Annotated in this window: 15 protein-coding genes; 5 read left to right on the top strand and 10 right to left on the bottom strand. The window is 63.5% G+C overall.

What is annotated here, in order from left to right:
- Positions 1-832: 832 nt before the first annotated feature.
- Genes AC0IPL_RS20210 through AC0IPL_RS20220 form a run of 3 tightly spaced genes read left to right on the top strand, consistent with a single transcriptional unit; the run spans position 833 to position 5291 of the window.
- On the top strand, positions 833-3067 hold the full coding sequence (locus AC0IPL_RS20210; RefSeq protein ID WP_474276925.1) for a GumC family protein: 2235 nt from the start codon (positions 833-835) through the stop codon (positions 3065-3067).
- Positions 3068-3088: 21 nt separating this feature from the next.
- Positions 3089-4216 carry a glycosyltransferase family 4 protein gene (locus AC0IPL_RS20215; RefSeq protein WP_474276926.1) on the top strand — a complete coding sequence of 376 codons (1128 nt, stop codon included), beginning with the start codon at positions 3089-3091 and terminating at the stop codon, positions 4214-4216.
- Entirely contained in the window at positions 4209-5291 is a 1083-nt protein-coding gene (locus tag AC0IPL_RS20220; protein WP_474276927.1) for a glycosyltransferase family 4 protein, read from the top strand. Before AC0IPL_RS20215 ends, AC0IPL_RS20220 begins: the two co-directional genes overlap by 8 nt.
- Before the next feature lie 24 nt (positions 5292-5315).
- On the opposite strand, the gene AC0IPL_RS20225 is transcribed toward AC0IPL_RS20220, so the two are convergent.
- From AC0IPL_RS20225 to AC0IPL_RS20235, 3 genes are all read right to left on the bottom strand, one after another.
- Positions 5316-6212 carry a sulfotransferase family protein gene (locus tag AC0IPL_RS20225; protein ID WP_474276928.1) on the bottom strand — a complete coding sequence of 299 codons (897 nt, stop codon included), beginning with the start codon at positions 6210-6212 and terminating at the stop codon, positions 5316-5318.
- 175 nt (positions 6213-6387) lie between these two features.
- On the bottom strand, positions 6388-7839 hold the full coding sequence (locus tag AC0IPL_RS20230; protein WP_474276929.1) for a hypothetical protein: 1452 nt from the start codon (positions 7837-7839) through the stop codon (positions 6388-6390).
- 177 nt (positions 7840-8016) lie between these two features.
- On the bottom strand, positions 8017-9429 hold the full coding sequence (locus AC0IPL_RS20235) for a mannose-1-phosphate guanylyltransferase/mannose-6-phosphate isomerase (protein ID WP_474276930.1): 1413 nt from the start codon (positions 9427-9429) through the stop codon (positions 8017-8019).
- A 55-nt stretch (positions 9430-9484) separates the two neighbouring features.
- On the opposite strand from AC0IPL_RS20235, the gene AC0IPL_RS20240 reads away from it, so the two are divergent.
- Positions 9485-10366, top strand: a complete 882-nt coding sequence (locus AC0IPL_RS20240; RefSeq protein WP_474276931.1) for a metallophosphoesterase family protein — start codon at positions 9485-9487, stop codon at positions 10364-10366.
- A 350-nt stretch (positions 10367-10716) separates the two neighbouring features.
- Here AC0IPL_RS20240 and AC0IPL_RS20245 read toward each other — a convergent pair whose 3' ends face one another.
- The gene (locus AC0IPL_RS20245; protein ID WP_474276932.1) at positions 10717-12810 is read right to left on the bottom strand and encodes a calcium-binding protein; all 2094 of its coding nucleotides are present in this window, start codon (positions 12808-12810) and stop codon (positions 10717-10719) included.
- Positions 12811-13085: 275 nt separating this feature from the next.
- Here AC0IPL_RS20245 and AC0IPL_RS20250 point away from each other — a divergent pair, with 275 nt between their 5' ends.
- The gene (locus AC0IPL_RS20250) at positions 13086-14282 is read left to right on the top strand and encodes a DUF2793 domain-containing protein (RefSeq protein WP_474276933.1); all 1197 of its coding nucleotides are present in this window, start codon (positions 13086-13088) and stop codon (positions 14280-14282) included.
- Positions 14283-14295: 13 nt separating this feature from the next.
- On the opposite strand, the gene AC0IPL_RS20255 is transcribed toward AC0IPL_RS20250, so the two are convergent.
- From AC0IPL_RS20255 to AC0IPL_RS20280, 6 genes are all read right to left on the bottom strand, one after another.
- Positions 14296-15732 carry a mannose-1-phosphate guanylyltransferase/mannose-6-phosphate isomerase gene (locus AC0IPL_RS20255; RefSeq protein ID WP_474276934.1) on the bottom strand — a complete coding sequence of 479 codons (1437 nt, stop codon included), beginning with the start codon at positions 15730-15732 and terminating at the stop codon, positions 14296-14298.
- A 171-nt stretch (positions 15733-15903) separates the two neighbouring features.
- Positions 15904-16641 carry a hypothetical protein gene (locus tag AC0IPL_RS20260; RefSeq protein ID WP_474276935.1) on the bottom strand — a complete coding sequence of 246 codons (738 nt, stop codon included), beginning with the start codon at positions 16639-16641 and terminating at the stop codon, positions 15904-15906.
- Positions 16642-16707: 66 nt separating this feature from the next.
- Positions 16708-17685: a GDP-L-fucose synthase gene (gene fcl / locus AC0IPL_RS20265; RefSeq protein WP_474276936.1), complete on the bottom strand. Its 978-nt coding sequence runs from the start codon at positions 17683-17685 to the stop codon at positions 16708-16710.
- A gap of 4 nt (positions 17686-17689) precedes the next feature.
- On the bottom strand, positions 17690-18808 hold the full coding sequence (gene gmd / locus AC0IPL_RS20270) for a GDP-mannose 4,6-dehydratase (RefSeq protein ID WP_474276937.1): 1119 nt from the start codon (positions 18806-18808) through the stop codon (positions 17690-17692).
- Between the two features lie 85 nt (positions 18809-18893).
- Complete coding sequence (locus AC0IPL_RS20275; RefSeq protein ID WP_474276938.1) at positions 18894-19847, bottom strand: hypothetical protein; 954 nt, start codon at positions 19845-19847, stop codon at positions 18894-18896.
- A complete protein-coding gene (locus AC0IPL_RS20280; protein ID WP_474276939.1) occupies positions 19844-20719 on the bottom strand; it encodes a class I SAM-dependent methyltransferase in 876 nt (291 codons plus the stop codon). The genes AC0IPL_RS20275 and AC0IPL_RS20280 overlap by 4 nt, the downstream gene beginning before the upstream one ends.
- Position 20720: the final 1 nt, after the last annotated feature.

Consider the following 20720-nt stretch of genomic DNA (forward strand, 5'->3'; position numbering starts at 1 on the left):
ACATCCTGACCCGCGGACCAACCGAGGTCAGACGAATGCCAAACGGTCATGTGATTTCCTTTCACTGGCGATCAGCCGCGGAGTGGCGCGACCAACACTCTTAACATTGCGAAACAGCACTCACCGGAGCCAGGTGCGTAAGACAGATCCGCAACATCAGGACAGATCCCGGGTGCCGCAGGTGTCTCAAGCCTCTCACCGCCGGAAAGCGGATTTACTGCTGAGTTTGCGGCGACCTAATGCGCAAAAGGGTTAACAGGAAGGAGGGAGCGGCTTGATGTCAACAAGCCGGCTTTTTTTGGCCGATTTCGGGTTCGTCATTCGCAACGAACCGCGCAACGGCGGAAAATCACCGACCCGGGCAGACCAATGCATCGACAACCGGGCCAGAACCAACCAGAATGGCAGGTTTTCAAATCTAGCGGCGGTGTCGCGGGGGCTGGCGGCACCGCCCCGCAAGGCGCCACAACGGCCTGCCTCGCGCCCCAGGAACGGCCCGACCGCATATGGAAAATCTGATGCGGTCTGGCGCGCGCGTTCAATGAGGCGGCTTCTCTCGCGACCGCCCTGATGGTGGCCAGATTGGCTCCGACTTGGAATCCATCGCGTTTGCCACATACTTATGGATTGATGGGACTTTACAGCACTCTCGACGGTGTAATGGAGCGCTCTGGGTGGCCAGGCGCGGTTTGGGTTAAGGGGTTTTGATTTTATGTACGCAAGACGCTCGAAGTTTGGGGACCACCCCCGGCCCAGGGAAAATTCTCCAGAATATGAACCTTATGGCCTGCCAGAGGAAAACCGGGCCGACCAGACCCTGGACACACGCGAGATGGCGCTTGCGCTATGGCGCGGAAAACTGCTGCTGGCGGTCTTCGCCATTGCCGGATTTCTGCTCGGGTTTGCGCATGTCAGCCGCCAGGATCCCGTGTACCGCGCGGTGAGCAGCATCCTCTATGAACCCGAGCGCATGCAGATCGTCGATATTTCAGAGGTGCTCGTTCAGCCGGAGACCGGTGCCGGTATCGGCAACCAAGTGGAAATACTCCACTCCACCTCTTTGCTGGGCAATATTGTCAGCGTGCTTGGTGCGGACACCATCCTGCAAGACAGCCAGGACACCGAGGCGGCCTCAGGTTCTGGCGACAGCTGGCGCAATGATACCGCGGCATGGCTGCTGAACACACTGCCAGAACCCGTTTCCCAGGAGTTGAAACGCTTCGGTTTTTCCGAGCCACCGACCGCCGCGGGAGCCGAGACCGATGAGCCGCCGACAGAGGGCGGGCAAATGGCGGCCAAACGGGATGCAATCGGCCATCTGCGGGATAACCTGCAGATCGAGGTCGTGAGCGGGTCCGGGGTGATTGAGCTGTTTTACAACTCGTCAGATCCCGTCAAAGCCGCTCTGATCGCCAATACGATCAGCGAGCAATACATCGCTTTTCAGAAAGAATCCAAAAACAGGGACGTCCTTGCGGCCATCGATTTGGTCAACAATCGCATCGAAGAACTCAGACAGAGGGTCGTGGACTCCGAAAGAAACTTGGAAACCACACGCCTGGACCTGGCACGGCGCCGCGCGCAGAGTGCTGATATGACCAGCATTCAGCTGGCCGCGAACAATCAGGAGCTGTCAACAATCCGGTTGCGCCTGTCAGAATCCCGCGCCCGTTTCAAACGGGCCGCAGCAGCGCTGGCGGAAGGCACGGATCTCTGGAGTGTAACGGAATTTCGCGAATCCGAACTGATCACCGATTTTCGCAGACGGGAGGTCGAAATCCGGGAAACGATTGCGCAGGAACGCGCCATAAGCGGCAGTATCGTCACACCGTCCAGCGTGCGCAGCGCCGCTCTGCTTGAGCAGACGCAACAGAGCATCCGAGAGGAAGCGGCCTATATTGTCGCCGCGCTTGAGTTCGAAGTCGCCTCGCTGGAACAGCGGGAGCAGCAGCTGGAGGTCATGGTCCGGGAACTGGAAATCACGTCGATCGAGCGGACCGCCGACGAACTCTTCATCTCCCGCCTTGACCGCGAGGTTCTTGCCAACCAGACATTGTTGCAAACCTTCGTCGTGCGGCAAAAGGAGATAACGGAACAGGCCAACCTGCAATCGGCCGATGCCCGTATCCTGTCCCGGGCCGAACCGCCCTCCCACCCGGACAGGGAGGCCAGCAACCGCGTCCTGCTGGCCTCCAGCGCAGGCGCTCTGTTCCTTTGCGCGATTTTCCTGCTTTTGCGGGAGCGGATGAACAATTCAGTCCGCGATCCGCGTGACCTGGCCGAAATCACACCGCTCCCCGTGCTGACCTCGCTACCGCTGACCGGGAAGCGCAAAAGCCTGCAGAAACGCGCGCGGGAATTCGTGACGCGCCCGAAGTGCCTGCTTGCTGAAAGCATCCGAAATCTGCGGACGAGTCTGCTTTACAGCGATCCCGACAACCAGCCGCAAGTCGTCATGTTGACGTCCTCCGTGCCTGGGGAAAGCAAAAGCGTCACCTCATTTCTGACTGCATTGGCCAGCCAGCACACGGAACATGATACCATTCTCGTCAGCTGCGATCTGCGAGATGCGTCCAATGCCCGCATCTATTCGAATTTTCCACGCCTGGTCCCGTCCAAGGCAAACTCCGGGATGATCGGTTACCTGCGAAACGATTGCAGCCTGGAAGACGCGCTGGCCCTGCACCCGGAGTCCGGGCTGCATATTCTTGCCGCGGGAAAGAAAGAACGCTTTCATCAAAGCCCGGCAGATATTCTGTCTTCCCCCCGCTTTGCCGAGATGATCGAGACCCTGCGCGAAAGGTACAGGCTGGTCATCCTTGATGCCCCGCCAGTGCTGGTGGCGGCGGATGCCCGGCTGCTGGCCCGGATGGCCGATAGCATTGTCTACATGGTGCATTGGAACCGAACCTCCAAGAATGCCGTGCGCGAAGGGCTGCGCGAGCTTCGCTCTGTGAACGCCCCTGTCGCCGGCTGCGTGCTAAGCTTGGTGGCGCAATCCAAAGCCCGGAGATACGCGGACAATGAGTTCATCTACAAACAGCATTATGCTGGCTATTATCGCTGACGCGCCGGGCCACCTGCCGTGATGAAAGTCTGCCACATCGTGGACAATGCCCGCCCTGGCGTCGGCGTGACCCAGGTCGTTTATGATCTCATGACCGCGGACGTCGCGGAATGCCGCGGTATTTTCACGGGCCAAAGTGAGCTGGACCCGCGATTTGCCGGTCTGGTCCGCCAAGGTGCGGTGGAATTGGCCGCATCGCCGCTGGAGCTGGTCCGCGCCCTGTCGCGGCTGCGGCGCGAGGGGGTCAGGCTGCTGCATGTTCACAGCCGCAAGTCAGCCTGGATCTTTGCGCTGGCCCGGCTTTTCGGGTTCCGGATTGTGCGCACGCAACATTTCGGAACACTTGCGGACGGCAGGCAGAAATGGCCGCAGCCCTTGGCCCACCTGCGCAACATCCTGACAGGGCAGAGCTGGTGGATTGATCGATGGGCTGCCGTGAGCCGGACCTCGAAATCCTATATTCAAGCCAGGTGGGGGATTCCGGACACGCGGATTTCAATCATCTTCAACGGTATAGACGTAGGCAAATTCACGCCGTGCCGGGCCGGCCACCGACCCACCCTGCGCCAACAGCTGGGCTGGGAGGCAGGCTGGATCGTGCTGATCTCTGTCGGCTCCCTGGTGGCGCGCAAACGTCATGATAGCACCATCAGAGCCTTTGCCGACATCCCGAACCGGCCCGACACTGCCCGGCTGGTCATTCTCGGCGAGGGCGACGAGCGGGCAGGGCTTGAACGGCTGGTGGCCTCCTGCGGGCTGGACGGAAAGGTCCTCCTGCCCGGCAGACGGGACGATGTGGCCGATTGGGTGGCCGGTGCCGACATCTTCGTACATGCGGCCCTGGATGAAGCTTTTGGCCTTGTCGTGGCCGAGGCAATGGCCTGCGGCATACCGGTCATTGCGGCAGGCGCCATGGGACCTGCCGAAATCGTGGAAGACGGGGAAAGCGGCCTGTTGGTCCCGGATGGCAGTGTTGCAGGGCTGTCCAGGGCCATGGCGCGCCTGATCGCGGACGGCGCTTTGCGGGCGCAGATGGGGCAGGTTGCCCGGAGCCATGCGGTGCAACGCTTTTCCCTCTCGGCCATGTCCCAAAACTATGCTGCGCTCTACAAAAGCGTACTCGCCATCCCGGTTGGTACAAATGGCTGACAGGCGGCAAGCAGATGTGCAGCAGGGGGCGCGGACCATACTGACACCGCACCGCAGCCAGCCCGGTCCCGCGCTGCGCATTCTCATGGTGCTGCTGGGACAGGAGGACAAGGCCAGTTCGCGGGTCAGGGGCTACTGGATCGCCGACGCACTGAAAGCGCGGGGCCATTCGGTCCGGATCCGGCATGCCGGGCGGCGGATGCAGTATCTGTCTCTGCTGGCCGCGGCCGGCAATGCGGACGCCATTGTGTTCCAGAAGAAGTACGGACGCTACGACTTGCTGGCCGCCCGTCTGCTGCGGCGACTGGGCAAGAAAGTGTTCTTTGACATCGACGATGCGCCCAGCCGCACGCAGGCATCGGCCACAATGCAGCGGGCAGACAGAATGATGGCCCTGTCCAGCGGCGTACTGGCGGGCAGCCAAGCGCTGGCCCGGATCGCGCGGCTGCACCAAAGGGCCGTTCACCTGTTTCCCTCCGGGGTCCAGCTGACGAACTACCGCGTCAAAACCCACCAACCCCAACAGAAAATCTGTCTTGGCTGGATCGGCAACGGCGCGCATTACGCGGATGACCTGATCCGAATACTGCGGCAGCCCTTGCAGCGTGTCGGCGCCCGGCGCCCCGTCATCTTCCGCATCGTGGGCGCCTGCGGGGTGCAGAAACTGTATGAGGCCTTTGCGGACATTGATGGCGTGACACTCGACTTCATCGACCAGATCCAATGGTCCGACCCCGGTGCCGTGGCAGATGCAATTGCCCCCTTCGACATTGGCCTCTACCCGCTTTCGCAGGACCCCTTCAACGAATACAAATGTTCCTTCAAGGCGCTGGAGTACATGGCCAGCGGCCTGCCGGTTGTGGCCAGCCGGGTGGGCGCCAACACTGAGACCGTCATCGATGCAGAGACCGGTTTCCTGTGCCAGTCCACGGAAGACTGGGTAAGGGCCATCAATACCCTGACCGACGACGCGGAGCTGAGGGCCAGTTTCGGGGCAAACGGGCGGGCGAGGGTCGAACAGCTTTACGATGTCGCCCGGCTGGCTGCCCGGCTCGAGGGTATTCTGCAGACCTGAGCCATGGACTGGCAGTGGGAGATGTCAGCGACCGGGGGCAGCACGCAGGGTCCAGGGCTGCAGATCGTGCCCTGTAAGCGCCTGCAACTTTGCGATATCGGCAGCATAGTAGCGGCGTAGCGCATGCCAGGTGTCAGGGGCGACTTTCGGGCTGTCCAGCACTTTGCTGTAGATCTGTGCCCGCAGCTTCTCCCGCAGGATCCGCGGGACGAAACGCCGGATCCGGGCCTTGGGCAGGTTCAGAAGCCGCATGAGCATCGCGCTGCGCGGCACGCCTCCCCGCTGGGTATGCACAATGGCCGGGCTGAAGTCCGGATCCACCTCCAGGAAGCGATAGATCTGCCGTGCAACCTCCGCCGGTCTGGACTTGAGGTCATCGAAATTGATGAAGTGGATACGCTCCAGACCGAACACATCGATCCAGCTTTGCAGCAGATCGGCCTGCAACCCTTTGCCGAGGCGCGACCGCTCCGAAACGTCAACAAACCCCTGTTCAGGATCCAGCCGCGCATCCTGAGTGATGAAATCCTCGAAACTGCCGCTGAAATACCCGCTGCGCATACGGAAAAGATACTCGGAAAACATCCTTTCCGCCGGATCCCGGACCGAGATCAGGATACGGGCGTCGGGGGAATGGCGTCTGATCAGACCGGGAACCTCGGGATGATAAATGTAATGTGACGCTTCCCCCGCCCATTTGACCGCTCCGGCCCCGGCAAAGAGCCCTTCATAGGGACTACGCGTCAGAAAGCGGCCGTTTACCCTGCCTTCAAGCGGCTCCCCCTTCTGCCGCAATGTCTCGGCATACCAGAACATCGGCTCCTTGATCTCTGCCATGAAGATTTCGGGATGCTGCGACAGCAGAAGATAGATCGTTGTCGATCCGCATCGCATGCCACCGATAAAAAACAGGTTCGGCATTGCCATTGTCTTGCCTCTTTTCCCACCGGCTGAAATTCAGGGGCCTGCAAGAAAAATGAACTTGCGCGCATCCAGCCACCAAAACTTGAATATGTTCCGGTTTCGCGACCCGGCAAGCGGATCGCTGAAGGAGACGTCCCCAGGCCCCGGAAGGGGGGGGCAGGGCAGGGCTGTCTTACCGCAGCGCCCTGAATTCCCGCCCAATCGAGACGAAGACGGCATGAGAATGCGCCCTCGGCTCTGCAAGCTCTTCACGCATGCGGTAGCGATATCCGGTGTTCAACGACCAGTCTTCCGTCAACGCATATTTGTACTCAGCCGTGAAACTGGCCCTGTCGGTACGGCCAGCGGTCTCATCGGTGATGGTATAGCCAGCCTTGAGGCCAACGCTGGAGAGGCCGTTGATTTCATGCGTGTAGTCGACCAGAAATGCGGTTCTCAGCACATTTCCGTCCTCCTCGTCAAAATCAACCCAGCGCCGCAGCTGCGCATTGAGGCCGCTGCGGGGCAGGTCTTGGCTCCAACCAAACGAGCCGATGATCTTCGATTGGCCGATGTCAGAATCCGCCGCCCCCAACGTGGCTGACAGCGCACCATTCGGCAGCTCAAGGCGGCGGCCGACGCTGATTGTGCGGATAGTGCCATCGTCGGTGACATACTGCTCCGCTTTTGCGGTCACAGTGCCGTTGGGCATATCCCGTTCAAGGCGCAGCAAGCCTTCCACCCCACTGCTTTTTGTTGTGGCTCCGAATTCCCTGGTATCGATCGAGGCATATCCGAGATTGGCGTCAAAGCGCAGAACCGGGGTCACTTCAATACTCACCCCGGCATAACTGCGCGAGGTATCGCGACGGGTCTGTTCGGCATCTTCGGCTTCATACAGCCGGTACCCCAGCCCCAGCCTGGCGACGGCCACCGGTGAGAGGCGAAAGCGCAGTTCGGACGCCGCTTCGCTGAGATCATTGTCAAAAAGATCCGGGTCCGTGGTGCCGGAATACCGGAAAGCCAGGTAATCTGCGCTAAACGACGCGCCGACAGGCGCCTCGCGGCCAAGCTCCAGCGCAACCCCCGCGGCATAGCGCTCACGGTTGCCCCTGCCGCTGAGATCGTCGAGATCCGGCGGCAGGTCAATCTCGCCATCGTCATCCATGATATCGTCAAGCGGCTCCAGGAACTCGATGTTTGACTGCAGATAGCCGATATTGGCCTCAAACCCCGCGTTAGCGCCCTGGCGGGCATAGCTCAGATCGAGGCTCTGGTCATCCAGCCCAGATTCCGCTCCAGGTCCGTTCACCCCCCGCAGCACGCCCGACGCGAGCAGGCCGAAGCGGTCCAACCGGGTTTCCCGGGTCAACCCGAAGGACAGCTCGGTCGAGGTGAAGGTCGTACTGCCAAGACTAACTGGATCAAGATCAAGATTGTCGGTGGTCTCCAGCCCCTGACTGAAGCCAAACACCATTTCCGTACCGCCGTCCTGGGCCGCAACAGGCAGCAGCCAGCAGAGGTAAATTGCACTTGCCAGAATGCTGCGATTGACCAAATGAAGTTCCACTAGCGCCTCAACCTTGCTCTTGTCCTTAGTTCGCTGTCTCGGCAGCGCCTGTCTGTTCAACCGCCATACGTACATGCGGTGTCTGCACCTGCCCAGCCGATCCTGTGACGTGTGTACCGTTTTGCCGACGGCAGGCCCCGGAAAATCTTCGCCCGAACAGGATTAGTTTTACGCCGTATTGGGATTGCAACATGCGGCGTCCTCAGGCCCCGCAACGCCGCTGTGCGGCTCTCCCTCGCGCCTCAGCCGGGCCTAGCTCCGGTTGTAGACGTCCTCATAGCGGACGATGTCATCTTCGCCCAAATAGGCGCCCGTCTGCACCTCGATCAGATACATCGGCACTTTTCCGGTGTTTTCCATCCGGTGGATTTCCCCCAGGGGAACATAGACCGACTGGTTCTCCGACAGCAGCTTGACAGTATCGCCCACAGTCACCTGGGCGGTGCCGGCAACGACAATCCAATGCTCCGAGCGGTGGACATGGCTTTGCAGGCTCAGGATGCCGCCCGGCTTGACCATGATCCGCTTCACCTGGAACCGGTCACCAAGGCACAGGGTCTCGTACCATCCCCAGGGCCGGTAGAACCGAGGATAATCCGCTGCCTGCGGCACCCCGTTCTGTTTCAGGACCGCAACGGCTTTCTTGATGTCCTGGGTATGGTCCAGATCGGCAACCAGAACCGCATCGCGCATGGCAACTGCAGCAATGTTCTTCAAGCCAAGCCCAACCAGCTGGATCCCGTCTTCTTCGCTCCGCAACAGGGAGTTCTCACAGTTGATCGCCGTCACCGGGCCCATTTCCGTCAGGCGCTCCTGCCCGTTTGCTGACAGGGCGTGCAGGGAATTCCAGCTGCCGAGATCGGACCAGTCAGATTCCAGCGGCACAGCCACGATGTTTTCGGCCTTGCCCATGATCGCGTCGTCAATCGAAATCGCCTCGAGATCCTCGTAAGGCCTGGCGCCAAGCCGGAAGAATCCCAGATCCTCTTCCCCCTGCGCAATCGCCGCATCGCAAAGCGCCAGCATATGCGGCGCATACGCTTTGTACGCCTCAAGAATATCGCAGACCCGGAACAGGAACATGCCGGCATTCCACAGCACGTTGCCTTCTTCCAGCAAGGCTGCGGCCTGCGGCCTGTCCGGCTTTTCCAGGAAACCGGCCAGCGGCACAGCCTGCCCGGCCACGGCCGACTCCGCCAGCTTGAGGTAACCGAAACCTGTCTCGGGGCGTTCCGGCACAACGCCGAATGTGACCAGCACGCCGTCCTGCGCCGCCTTTGCAGCCACCGCCACAGAGGCCAGAAACCCCTCGGTGTCGCGGATCATGTGATCCGAGGGCGCAATCAGCATCAGCGCCTCGGGCTGGGTCTTGAGGGTCAGCGCCGCCGTCAGCACCGCTGGCGCCGTGTTGCGCATGGTCGGCTCCAGAATGATGCGCCCATCCAGAAGCCCCAAAGCTGCCGCCTGTTCTTCCACGAGAAAGCGGAAATCTTCGTTGGTGACGAGGATCGGGGCATCAAAATCCGGCCCGCTCAGGCGGGAGAGCACAGTTTGGAAAAGGCTTTGTTCTCCGGCAAATGCAGCGAACTGCTTGGGAAACGCCCGCCGCGAACTTGGCCAAAGCCGTGTCCCCGAACCGCCGCACAGAATAATAGGATAAATCATTGAACACTCTCCAACCACGGTCTTAATCTATCCTGAAACCATCCATGATCAATCTTTGCCCCGCAAGACCTATGAACCGTGCCGACTTGCCCCTGTACAGGTGGGCGGCTATCACGAGTTTAACGGCTCAGGATCCGATGTGCGGCCCAGCACAGGGGCCCGCTGCATCCAGAGGGTCAAGGGAGAGGTGGTGATCGTGTGGTCGTCCTGGTTCCAGAAATTCGGCGAGTGGACCGGGCAGGGTGTGTCCTTCTCTGATCCCGCGCCGGACACGCCGCTTTGCGTGATCGGGGATGTGCATGGTTGCCTGCCGCTGCTGGAGCGCATGTTGCAAAAGGCACCAGGGGATCACCGGATCATTCTCGCCGGGGATTATATTGATCGCGGCGAGCAGAGCGCCGACGTGCTGCGGTATCTGAGCGCGCGTCCGGATCTGACCTGTCTAATGGGCAACCACGAGGACATGCTGCTGCGCTTTTTGCGGGCTCCCGGTCGCGAAGGCGGGCGCTGGATCCGCAATGGCGGGCTGCAGACCCTGGCCTCTTTCGGCATCCGCGGTGCCCGGGGCCAGATGACCGGAGAGGAGCTGCGCGACTGCCGCGACCGGCTGCAGGATGCGATGGGCGCGGCGCTGATCGCCTGGCTAGCGCAGCTGGAGACCTCGGTGTTGTCGGGAAATGTTCTGGCCGCCCACGCCGGAGCGGATCCGCGCGTTGCCCCGGATGCGCAATCGGAGGAGACGCTGATGTGGGGGCACCCGGAGTTCTGCCGCACCGCACGGCGGGACGGCCTCTGGGTGGTGCATGGCCACACCATCGTCAGCGAGGCCATTGCGCAGCAGGGCCGCATAGCGGTGGATACGGGGGCCTATGCCACCGGGATCCTGTCTGCTGTCTGCCTGGATGGCAGCGCCCCACGGTTCCTCTGCGCGAGGTAGCATGGCCCTGCACAGATCATGAGGGCGTAACGCGGCCTCAGAAAGCCGACCCTGCTTGCGATTGCTACCAGGTTTCGGCTGGCTTGCATTAGACAGCGCCCGATTGGTCCCTTGGGTCTTTGCCCAGGACGGCAGATATGACCGGGGCACCGCGTTGTACGACTGCGGCACAACCACCAGCGAAGCGTTCCCAAGACTGCAAGGAGCGTGGAAAGCGCAACAATACAACATAATACAGATTACAGGTGATGCGAGTGTACGCGGGCACATTCCAGAGTGGGGTGCGACAATTCTCCTGTCTCGCTGAAAACCCAAGGGCTGCCCCCGGCTTCCGCCCCGCAACCTTTTGCTCAGAACAGAAAGTCATCCGCGTCCAGCTGGACCGGCTGCAGATCCTCCAGAAAGATCCAGCCCTTGCCGGTGCCCAGCAGCGTGCCGCCATCCTGGCGACTGAAAGAGAGGTCCTGCTGCCCCTCCGCGCCAGTGCCGCGCAGGTCCAGCAGGTCACGTCCGGGCGTGAAATCCGCAACCGTGTCGCGGCCATGGCGCTTGCCGAAGACAAACATATCATCGCCGCCACCGCCCTTCAGCCAGTCCGCCCCCTGGCCGCCATCCAGCCGGTCCACGCCGCCATGGCCCTGCAAGCTGTCCCGTCCGCCGCCGCCCTTCAGCACGTCGCGGCCCGTTCCAGCCTTCAGCAGATCGCGGCCGCCGCTGCCCTCTAGCCGATCCCCGCCGCCGCCGCCCTTCAGCGTGTCACGCCCGCCGCCGCCCTGCAAACTGTCCCGGCCCGCGCCGCCGGTCAGGTGGTCGCGCCCGGCCAGCCCCCAGATGCCGTCGCGCCCCGCGGTGCCCGCAATCCGGTCGCCCCCGGCGCCGCCCTGAAAACTGCCGCCCTCCAGGGTCTCGCCCGCCGCCTGCCGTTGCGGGAAGTCAAACCGCAGGTCCTGACCGAAGACATCCTCCAGCTCCAGCCGCCCGCCGCCGGCCTGAACCACCGCGATCCGGGTGTCGCCCATCTCCAGGTCGATGCCATAGCTGCGGCCGCGGCTCTCCAGCTGGGCGGGGCTGTAGAGCCCCTCGAACAGCGACAGGTCCAGCCGGTCCGCGCCGGGGGTGAAATCGCGCAGCGTCACCCCCTCGGCGGCCGGATCAATGACAAAGACATCCGCCCCCGCGCCGCCCGCCAGCGTGCCGCCACCCGCTCCCGCCACCAGCACGTCATCGCCGGCATGGCCATACAGATCCACCCGCGCCGCGCCGCCTTCCAGCACGTCATTGCCGCGGCCGCCCTCCAGCCGGTCCTGGCCCGCGGCCGCCTGGCGCAGCACCCCCAGATCGTTCAGCGCCAGGGTGAACTGGCTGATGCCGCCGGTGGCGGTGGAACTGGCAAAGATCTGCAACTGATCCCCCAGCACCACCGCCTCCAGCGCGGTCACGTTCTGCAGCCCCAGCCCCGGCTGATGCGCCAGGCTCTGCAAATGGATCAGCGCGCCGCCCGGCGTCAGGGTGAACAGGCTGAGCCCGCCGTCATTGCCCGCCGCCAGCACCAGAAGGTGGTCCTGCACCTGCACCACCTCCAGCGCCGAGAGGCCGCCGAAACGGGTCATCGCGCTGTCCTGCAACTGCGCCTCCAGCATCAGGCTGCCATCGGCGCCCACCCGGAACAGGCACAGGCTGCCGCTGCCCGCCGCCCCCAGCAAGGCCCAGGCGCTGTCGCCGGCGTCAAAGCCCTCCAGCACGCTGACACCGCCCACCGACAGGCCCTGATCAGTGCCCAGGGTGCCGGCTGCGCGCAGCCCGCCGCCCGTCGCATCCACCGCAAACCCGTGCAGCCCCTGCCCGTCTGCCGCCAGCAGCACCGCGCCGCCCCCCGGCAGCGGCACGCAGGTCAGCAGCGCCGCGGGCTCCAGCGTATAGGCGCTGTCCCCCCCCCGGATCGCCACCGCCCCGCCAAGGCTGCCGTCCGCTTCCAGCCGCCAGCCCTGCAACTGGCCGCTGCCCGCCGCCACCGCATAGACAGCCGAGCGCCCCTCCGCCAGCGCCTGCAGCGCCACCGCGCCCAAGCCCTCGCCCGCATCCCCGGCCGCCAGTTGCACGCGCTGCTGGCGGCCGGGGGCGCCGTCGTCACCCAGCTGGTAGAAGGTCAGCTCGGGGCGCGCCGTCTGCGCCTGCACCAGCCGCAGCGTGCCCTCCGCCTCGGCCAGCTGGAAGGCACCGGTGCGCAGGGTGGCCTGACCGTGCAGCTGCTGCCCCGCCAGATCCGGCAAGCTGCCATCCGCCGCCAGCTGCCAACGGCTGAGCCCCCCGTTCAACCCGTTCACCCCGAACAGCACTGCCGCGCCGTCCTGCACCGCGATCTCCAGATCGCGCAGGTCGGGACCAAAAATCATGTCCTGGTCCCCGAAACGCCCGGCAAAAGCCAGCCCTGCCACCAATGTCATCTTCCGCGCTCCCCATGCCGCCACCGCAGGCAGACTGGCCGCACGCCCAGGCAGAAGGCGGGAAGCAAACCGGGCAAAATCAGGGAGATTGTTTACAGCTTGACGACAATTGCGCGAACAGGGCGCAAACAACCGCGAACAAGGCAGGAACGCGACGGCGGCCCCCGCGGTCGGCTCCGGGGTGTTGCGCGGCCGGCGTACGCGGCCTTAGCGGCGTCTTGACCCCGGCGTGGCAGGCTGACGCGCAATCCCGATCCCAGCCACAGGAGCCCCCGATGAGCGACCAGACCCCCGCCCAGGCCTCAGCCGTTCTTGCCCTGCCCTACCTGATGCCGTCGCAGGCGCAAAAACATGTGACCCACAACGAGGCGCTGCAGATTCTGGATGCGCTGGTGCAGCTCCGGGTGCAGGCGATTGAGGCCGAGACCCCGCCCGCCAGCCCCGCCCCAGGCGAAGCCTATGCGCTGGGGTCCGCCCCCACCGCGGCCTGGGCGGGCCAGGCGCAGCGGATCGCCGTCTGGCAGGGCGAAGGCTGGCTGTTCCTGGCGCCGCGCCCCGGCTGGCGCGCCTGGGATCTGGGCGCGGGCGAGCTGCGGGTCTGGGACGGCAGCGCTTGGCTGCTGCCGCCCGCGCAGACCCAGAACCTCGGCCCGGTCGGCATCGGCACCAGCGCCGATGCCGCCAACCCGCTGTCGGTCGCCGGCCCGGCGACGCTGCTCAATCATGCGGGTGCGGGCCATCAGCTCAAGCTGAACAAGGCCGCGGCTGCCGACACCGCCGCGCTTCTGTTCCAGACCGGCTGGAGCGGCCGCGCCGAGATCGGGCTGGCGGGCAATGACGATGTCTCGGTGAAACTGTCGGCCGACGGCAGCAGCTGGACCACCGCGCTGGCGTTGCAGGCCAGCGGCCGCGCCGGCCTCGGCACCGCCAGCCCCGCCGCGCATCTGGAGATCCTGGGCGGCAGCGACGACTACCTGCTGGCGGGCGATGGCAGCCCCGATTTCCGGCTCGGCGCCGACGGCAACGGCAGCTGCTCCGGCGCCTGGAGCGGCGGTGGCGCCGATTACGCGGAATGGTTCGAATGGGCCGACGGCAATCCGGCAGGCGAAGACCGCCGCGGCCTGTCGGTGGTGCTGGAAGGCGCAAAAATCCGCCCTGCCCGCCCCGGTGAGACCCCCATGGGGGTGATCAGCGGCAACCCGGCGGTGGTGGGTGATGGCGACATCGACGGCTGGAAGCATCGCTGGCTGCGCGACGACTACGGCAGCCTGCTGCGCGATGCCGACGGCCAGCCGCGGCCCAACCCCGCCCATGATCCGTCACAGGCTTACGTGCCGCGGAAGGAACGCCCGGAATGGACGCTGGTGGGGCTGCTGGGCAAGCTGCGCCTGCGCCGCGGCCAGCCGACAGCGCCGGGCTGGATCCGCATGCAGCAGGTCTCGCCGCAAGTGGAGGAATGGTTGCTGCGCTGAGACGCCCGCGGCCTTAGCCCTTGGCCCCCTGGCCGCGAGCATAGACATCCTCGTAGCGGATGATGTCATCCTCGCCCAGGTAGCTGCCGGTCTGCACCTCGATCAGCACCATCGGCACCTTGCCCGGGTTCTCCATGCGGTGCACCGCGCCCAGCGGGATGTAGACGGACTGGTTCTCGGTCACCAGCTGCACCTTGTCATCCACCGTGACCTTGGCGGTGCCCTCGACCACGATCCAATGCTCCGAGCGGTGGTGGTGGCTTTGCAGGCTCAGCGCCGCACCGGGATGCACATGGATGCGCTTCACCTGGAAGCGATCGCCCACCGCCAGGCTTTCGAACCAGCCCCAGGGGCGGTGGTCCTTGGGAAGCTCGGTGGCCTGGCGCGCGCCCTTGGCCTTCAGCGCCGCCACCGCCTGCTTCACATCCTGGGCGCGGGAGGCGTCCGCCACCAGCACCGCATCCGGCATCGCCACGGCGATGATGTTATCCAGCCCGATGCCAACCACCTCGAGGTTTTCATCCTCCGAGCGCAGCAGGCTGTCGGCGCAGTCGATCGCGGTCGCGTTGCCGCTGGTGGCGACGCCATCGCCGTCCCGCTCCGTTTCGCGCCAGACCGCGTCCCAGCCGCCCAGATCCGACCAGCCACCGGCAAAGGGCACCACGGAGAGGTTTTCCGCCTTCTCCATCACCGCATAGTCGATGGAAATGTCCGCGGCACCCTCCCAGGCCTGCGGATCCAGCCGCAGGAAGCCGAGATCCGGTTGCCCCTGCGCCACCGCCTGGCCGACCGGCGCCATCAGCTCCGGCGCGTGCTGCCGGAAGGCCGCCAGAATGGCCTTGACCGAGAACAGGAAGATGCCTGCGTTCCACAGGTACTGGCCCGACTCCAGCATCGCCTCGGCGCTGGCCTGGTCGGGTTTTTCGACAAAGCGTCTGAGCCCGATGGGCCGGGGCGCGAAATCGCCGGGGTCCTCTGACAGCTCAAGATAGCCATAGCCGGTTTCCGGCCGGTCCGGCCTGATGCCGAAGGTGACCAGCTGCCCCGCACGTGCCGCCGCTTCGCCCGTCGCCACCGCGGCGCGAAAGGCCGCGGCGTCGGGCACCACGTGATCCGAGGGTGCCACCAGCATCAACCCTTCCGGGTCGGTCTGCTCCAGCCACAGCGCCGCCGCCAGCACCGCGGGCGCAGTGTTGCGCCCCTCGGGCTCAATCAGCACCGCGCCGGGATCCAGCCCCACACCGGCCAGCTGCTCGGTGACGATGAAGCGGAAATCGGAGTTCGTCAGCACCATAGGGTTGGCAAACCCCTCCCCCGACAGCCGCCGGGCCGACGCCTGAAACAGCGTCTCCTCACCGGTGAGCGGCACGAACTGCTTGGGGTAGCTCTTGCGCGACAAGGGCCACAGCCGGGTGCCGGAACCGCCGCAGAGAAGGGTGGGGGTGATCATTGTATTGCGCTGCCTCCCCGCAGAATCCGGACCGAAAAATCTCCGGCCCCCCGCATGTATAACCCGCCGGAAAGTTCCAGCACGGTTGTTTTCACATAGCGCCTCAGCATGAACTCCAGCGCCTTGGAGCCGTCTTCTGCAAGCGGTGAACGCCGGCGCAACCGGGCAATCTCAAAGCGCCTCCACCGGGAGTTCCCCATCACAGAAACGCATGAATTTGCCGCACCGCTCTTGTAGATAGGCCTGGTCTGCCGGGCTGAACATCTCCTGATAGCGGCCAGAAACCCCTTTGTTGAAGTTATAAACACGCCGTTCTCCCGACAACAAGGCCTGCAGGGTTTCATTGGCTTCAAGCGCCTCTCTCTGACAGTTGACCAAGTTGCGCAGAACCTCCAGCACACCTTGCGTCTCACGGGTGATCTCGTCGTAGGAGAACGGAATGCCCATACCGGATTTCAGCCATGGAATAGTGGCCCGCTCCAGCAGCCGCGCCATCACGTCGATGCTTTCGCGGTGCGATTGGATGGCGGAAAAGAAAGGCTTGTTCTTGTCGCCCTCTTTCCGGGCGCGCGCTCCAGCTTCAAAGGCAGAGAGCGCAGCATCTCCAGGGTGTCGATAAGAGATCAGCACCCGAACATCGGGACGGTCAAGAACCTCAGTATAGCGGGGCTGAAATTCCGCATGAGTTTTGATCGACAGATTTTCGCCCGGCTCAAGCCGGTCGGCGACCCCCGGCAGATTAAAAAGGTGGTTGTCCCGCCAAAAGACCCGGTGGCGTTCCAAAGGCCCTGTCAGAACCCGCTTGCGCAAGGCATCCTGAGGCACACCTGAAGCTTCACAAACCGCTCTGGCGAGATGCGCCAGATAAGTGCTGGCCGACTTCTGCTGACCGTATACAACGAGGATCATTGGACGATTCCTTCTTGAAAACGGATACGGCCTGAAAGCCGCATATTAAGAATCACTGGCCGAAAATCACTTGGCCCTCAGATTATCCAGCCCCTGGGCCAGGAACCACTGATATGTCCCGCGGATGCCCTCCTCCAGGCCGATCGAAGCCTGCCAGCCCAGCCGCGCCAGCCGCGACACATCCATCAGTTTGCGCGGGGTGCCGTCGGGCTTGGACGGATCGGTCAGGATCTCCCCCTGAAACCCGGTGACCTTTGCTACCAGCTGGGCCAACTCTAGGATCGCAACATCCGCGCCGCAGCCCACGTTGATATGGGACAGCATCGCCTGCGTTTCGCGCCGGTAGGCGTCCGCGTCCAGTTCCATCACAAACAGCGAGGCCGCGGCCATATCGTCCACATGCAGAAACTCGCGCCGGGGCGTGCCCGAGCCCCAGATGGTGACGCTGTCCGCGCCGGTCTGCACCGCCTCGTGGAAACGGCGGATCAGGGCAGGCAGCACATGGGAATTCTCGGGGTGGAAATTGTCGCCCGGCCCGTAAAGATTGGTCGGCATCACCGAACGATAATCAACCCCGTACTGGCGGTTGTAGCTTTCGCACAGCTTGATGCCCGCGATCTTGGCGATGGCATAGGGCTCATTGGTCGGCTCCAGCATCCCGGTCAGCAGCGCATTCTCCGCCATCGGCTGTGTCGCCATCTTGGGATAAATGCAGGAAGACCCCAGCTGCAGCAACTTCGTGACCCCGGCCTCATAGGCGGCGTGAATGACGTTGCATTCGATCATCAGGTTTTCATAGATGAACTGCGCCGGATAGCTGTTGTTGGCAACGATACCGCCCACCTTGGCCGCGGCCAGGATAACCTGATCAGGGCGTTCTGCCTGCATGAAGCCGCGCACCGCGGCCTGATCGGTCAGGTCCATCTCTGCACTGGTACGTGCGATCAGTTCCAGATCCTCGCCCGCCGCTCTGCGCGTCTCCAAACAGCGCAGGATCGCACCGCCCACCATACCGCGGTGGCCTGCCACATAGATCTTTACCATTGGCTCAACTCTCTACGCTGACCGACAGCGCGTAGCCGTGTTCTTTCAGCAGCGCATGGCGGCGGGCAGTCTTCAAGTCCTCGGCAACCATCTCAGCGCACATTTCCTGAGTCGAAATCTCCGGCACCCAGCCCAACTTTTCCTTGGCCTTGGTCGGGTCGCCCAGCAGCGTCTCCACCTCAGCCGGGCGGAAATACCTTGGGTCGATCCGCATGATGACATCGCCAGGTTTCAGAGCCGGCGCCTTGTCGCCGTCAATCGCAGAAACGGTGGCAATTTCCTCCACCCCCTTGCCGGAGAATTCCAAGTGAACCCCCAGCTCGGCCGCCGACCACTGGATGAACTCGCGCACCGAATACTGCTTGCCGGTGGCGATCACGAAATCTTCTGCCTCATCCTGCTGCAGCATCATCCACTGCATCCGCACATAATCCTTGGCGTGGCCCCAGTCACGCAGCGCATCGATGTTGCCCATATACAGACACGGCTCCAGACCTTGCGCGATATTGGCCAGGCCGCGGGTGATCTTGCGGGTCACGAAGGTCTCGCCGCGGCGCGGGCTCTCGTGGTTGAACAGGATGCCGTTGCAGGCATACATGCCATACGCCTCGCGGTAGTTTACCGTGATCCAGTAGGAATAAAGCTTGGCAACCGCATAGGGGCTGCGCGGGTAGAACGGTGTGGTTTCACGCTGGGGCGTTTCCTGCACCAGCCCGTAGAGTTCCGACGTTGAGGCCTGATAGAAGCGGGTCTTTTTCTCCAGCCCGAGAAAGCGAATCGCCTCCAGCAGGCGCAGCGTGCCGATCCCGTCCACATCCGCCGTGTACTCGGGGCTTTCGAAGGACACGGCCACATGCGACTGGGCGCCCAGGTTATAGACCTCGTCCGGCTGCACTTCCTGCAGGATCCGGGTCAGGTTCGACGTGTCCGTCAGATCCCCATAATGCAGTTTGAACCGAGCGTGGTCCGCGTGCGGATCCTGGTAGATGTGATCCACCCGCTGGGTATTGAAGGAGGACGCCCGGCGTTTGATGCCATGCACCTCATATCCCTTATCCAGCAGGAACTCCGCCAGATAAGATCCGTCCTGGCCGGTAACGCCGGTAATAAGAGCTTTTTTCATGTCGCAACCTGTCAAAGAGTGGTTAGAGCCGCCATAGTTCGTGCTTAGTTCCAGAACCTGCGGAATTGAAGCAGAAGTTATATCCTCACACGTCCTGCCGGCAGGCTGCAGTCAGGGGCCAGGCCGATGCCTGCGGATCGGGATCATAGCCAAGCCGGACACAGAGACTGTCATAAGCGGGCGCCTGGCGTAGATCCGCAAGAACCTCATCCGACACCTCCTGGCGCGGACGCGCAGCGATTTCCGTGCCGCTGCGACCGCTATCGCCGGACAGGCTCAGCGCTGCAAGCCGCTGCCGGAAGTCCTGGTCGACAGTCAGCTCCAGCAGCTGACAGATCTTGCGCATGCCCGCCTCAGGCGCGGCAATAAAGGCCTCGTAGTGCAGGATGTCCACGTCCGCGTAGTGATCCAGGAACAGATGATAGCGAAGAGCGTATTCCTCCAGCGTCCCCGGCGTAAAATGCACCCAGTTCTGACGTCGCAAGCTGAGCCAGGAATCCAGCGGATGGCGTACCGTCACCAGACTCAGCACGCGATACTCCGGCGCCAGCAGCTCTTTCATCGACGGCCGCTGCGGCAAGCCGCTGCCATCTGCGCCGCTCGTGCAGAAGTGGCTGTGACTGTGGTCGCGCAGCACCAGGTCGCGCCCCTCCGCGCGACTGTCTGTCGCCAGCGCTGCCAGTCCGGCCCGAAAAATTCGCGTCAGCACCGTCTGATCCGGCGGATTGGAGCTTTTCTTGGCCAAGCTGATCAGATCGCGCGGCACAAAGGCCCCCTGATACCCCAGGGGGCTGAACGGATCGACCTCGCTCAACAGGCGGGTGCAGGGCAGCGCAGCGATCGCTTTGGCCAGCAGCGTCCCCCCTGTGCAAGCAAAATGATGCACGCTGCGCAGCAGCGGGCGGTTGTTGGGAGCCACGCCCCCAACGCTTGCCAACAAACGAGCCGCCTCGGGCCGCCGCATCGCAGCCGCCACCCGCGCCGGATCCTTGGCCCAAAGCCGCTCAATCTGTTGACGACCTGACACAGGAGAGGTCACGCTCCGTCATCCTCAGCCAGGGCCGCCAGCTGCCGCAACAGCTCCTCCTGCGCATCTCTTTCCTGCAGCAGAATTCTATAGCGCTGCTGCAACTCGGCCAAATCGGCAGCACAAAGATCCAGTTTTTGCTGTTGCACCGCCTGCTCCTGGGCTGCAGCTTGCTGTTGCACCGCCTGCTCTTGGGCTGCAGCTTGCTGCTGCGCTGCAAGATCGGCAGCAGAACGCTCAAGCTGTCTCGCCCGCTCCAGCGCTTGGACATTGCGCCAAGCTACCACGTGCGGCCGGTCAGGATCCTGCGACGCCGCCTCAGGCCAGCTTGCATAGCCCAGATCCGCCAGCCGCTGCTGCAACACCTCCAGTGAGGGCGCCGACTCGTATAGAATTTGGCTGCTTTCCTGCACCCGGATGGTCTGAAAGCGCTGCAAGAGCGATGCCGCCTGCAAGGCCTCCAGCAGCGCCAGCGCCTGGCCCGGCGCCTCGATCACCAGCAGCCCCCGGCCTGCCTTCTCCAGGTCGCCGCTGGTCAGAAGATCCGCAACCGCGCGTGTCTCGACCGGCACCCGCGCCTCGATCCGGAGTCCGGGGAACAGGCGGTAGAGCGCATCTGTCGGTGCGCGCAGGCTGCTGAGTTCGGCATAATTGCAACGTATGAAGGTGGCTGGTCCGCCCTGTGGCGACACCGCAGCCTGCACCACCTGCACTGACGCGAACCGATGCTCCAGCGCCCACAGGGCGGGCAGCGCGTCGGGATCTGCCTCGACCAGAATCACCGGGTCGAGACCGGCCCGGACATACCCTTCGGCCGCTTCACCGCGTCCGGCGCCGATATGCAGCACGAAATCCGCAGGCAAGGAAAGCGTGAACGCCACCATC

It is taken from the genome of Leisingera sp. SA32, assembly GCF_056033425.1.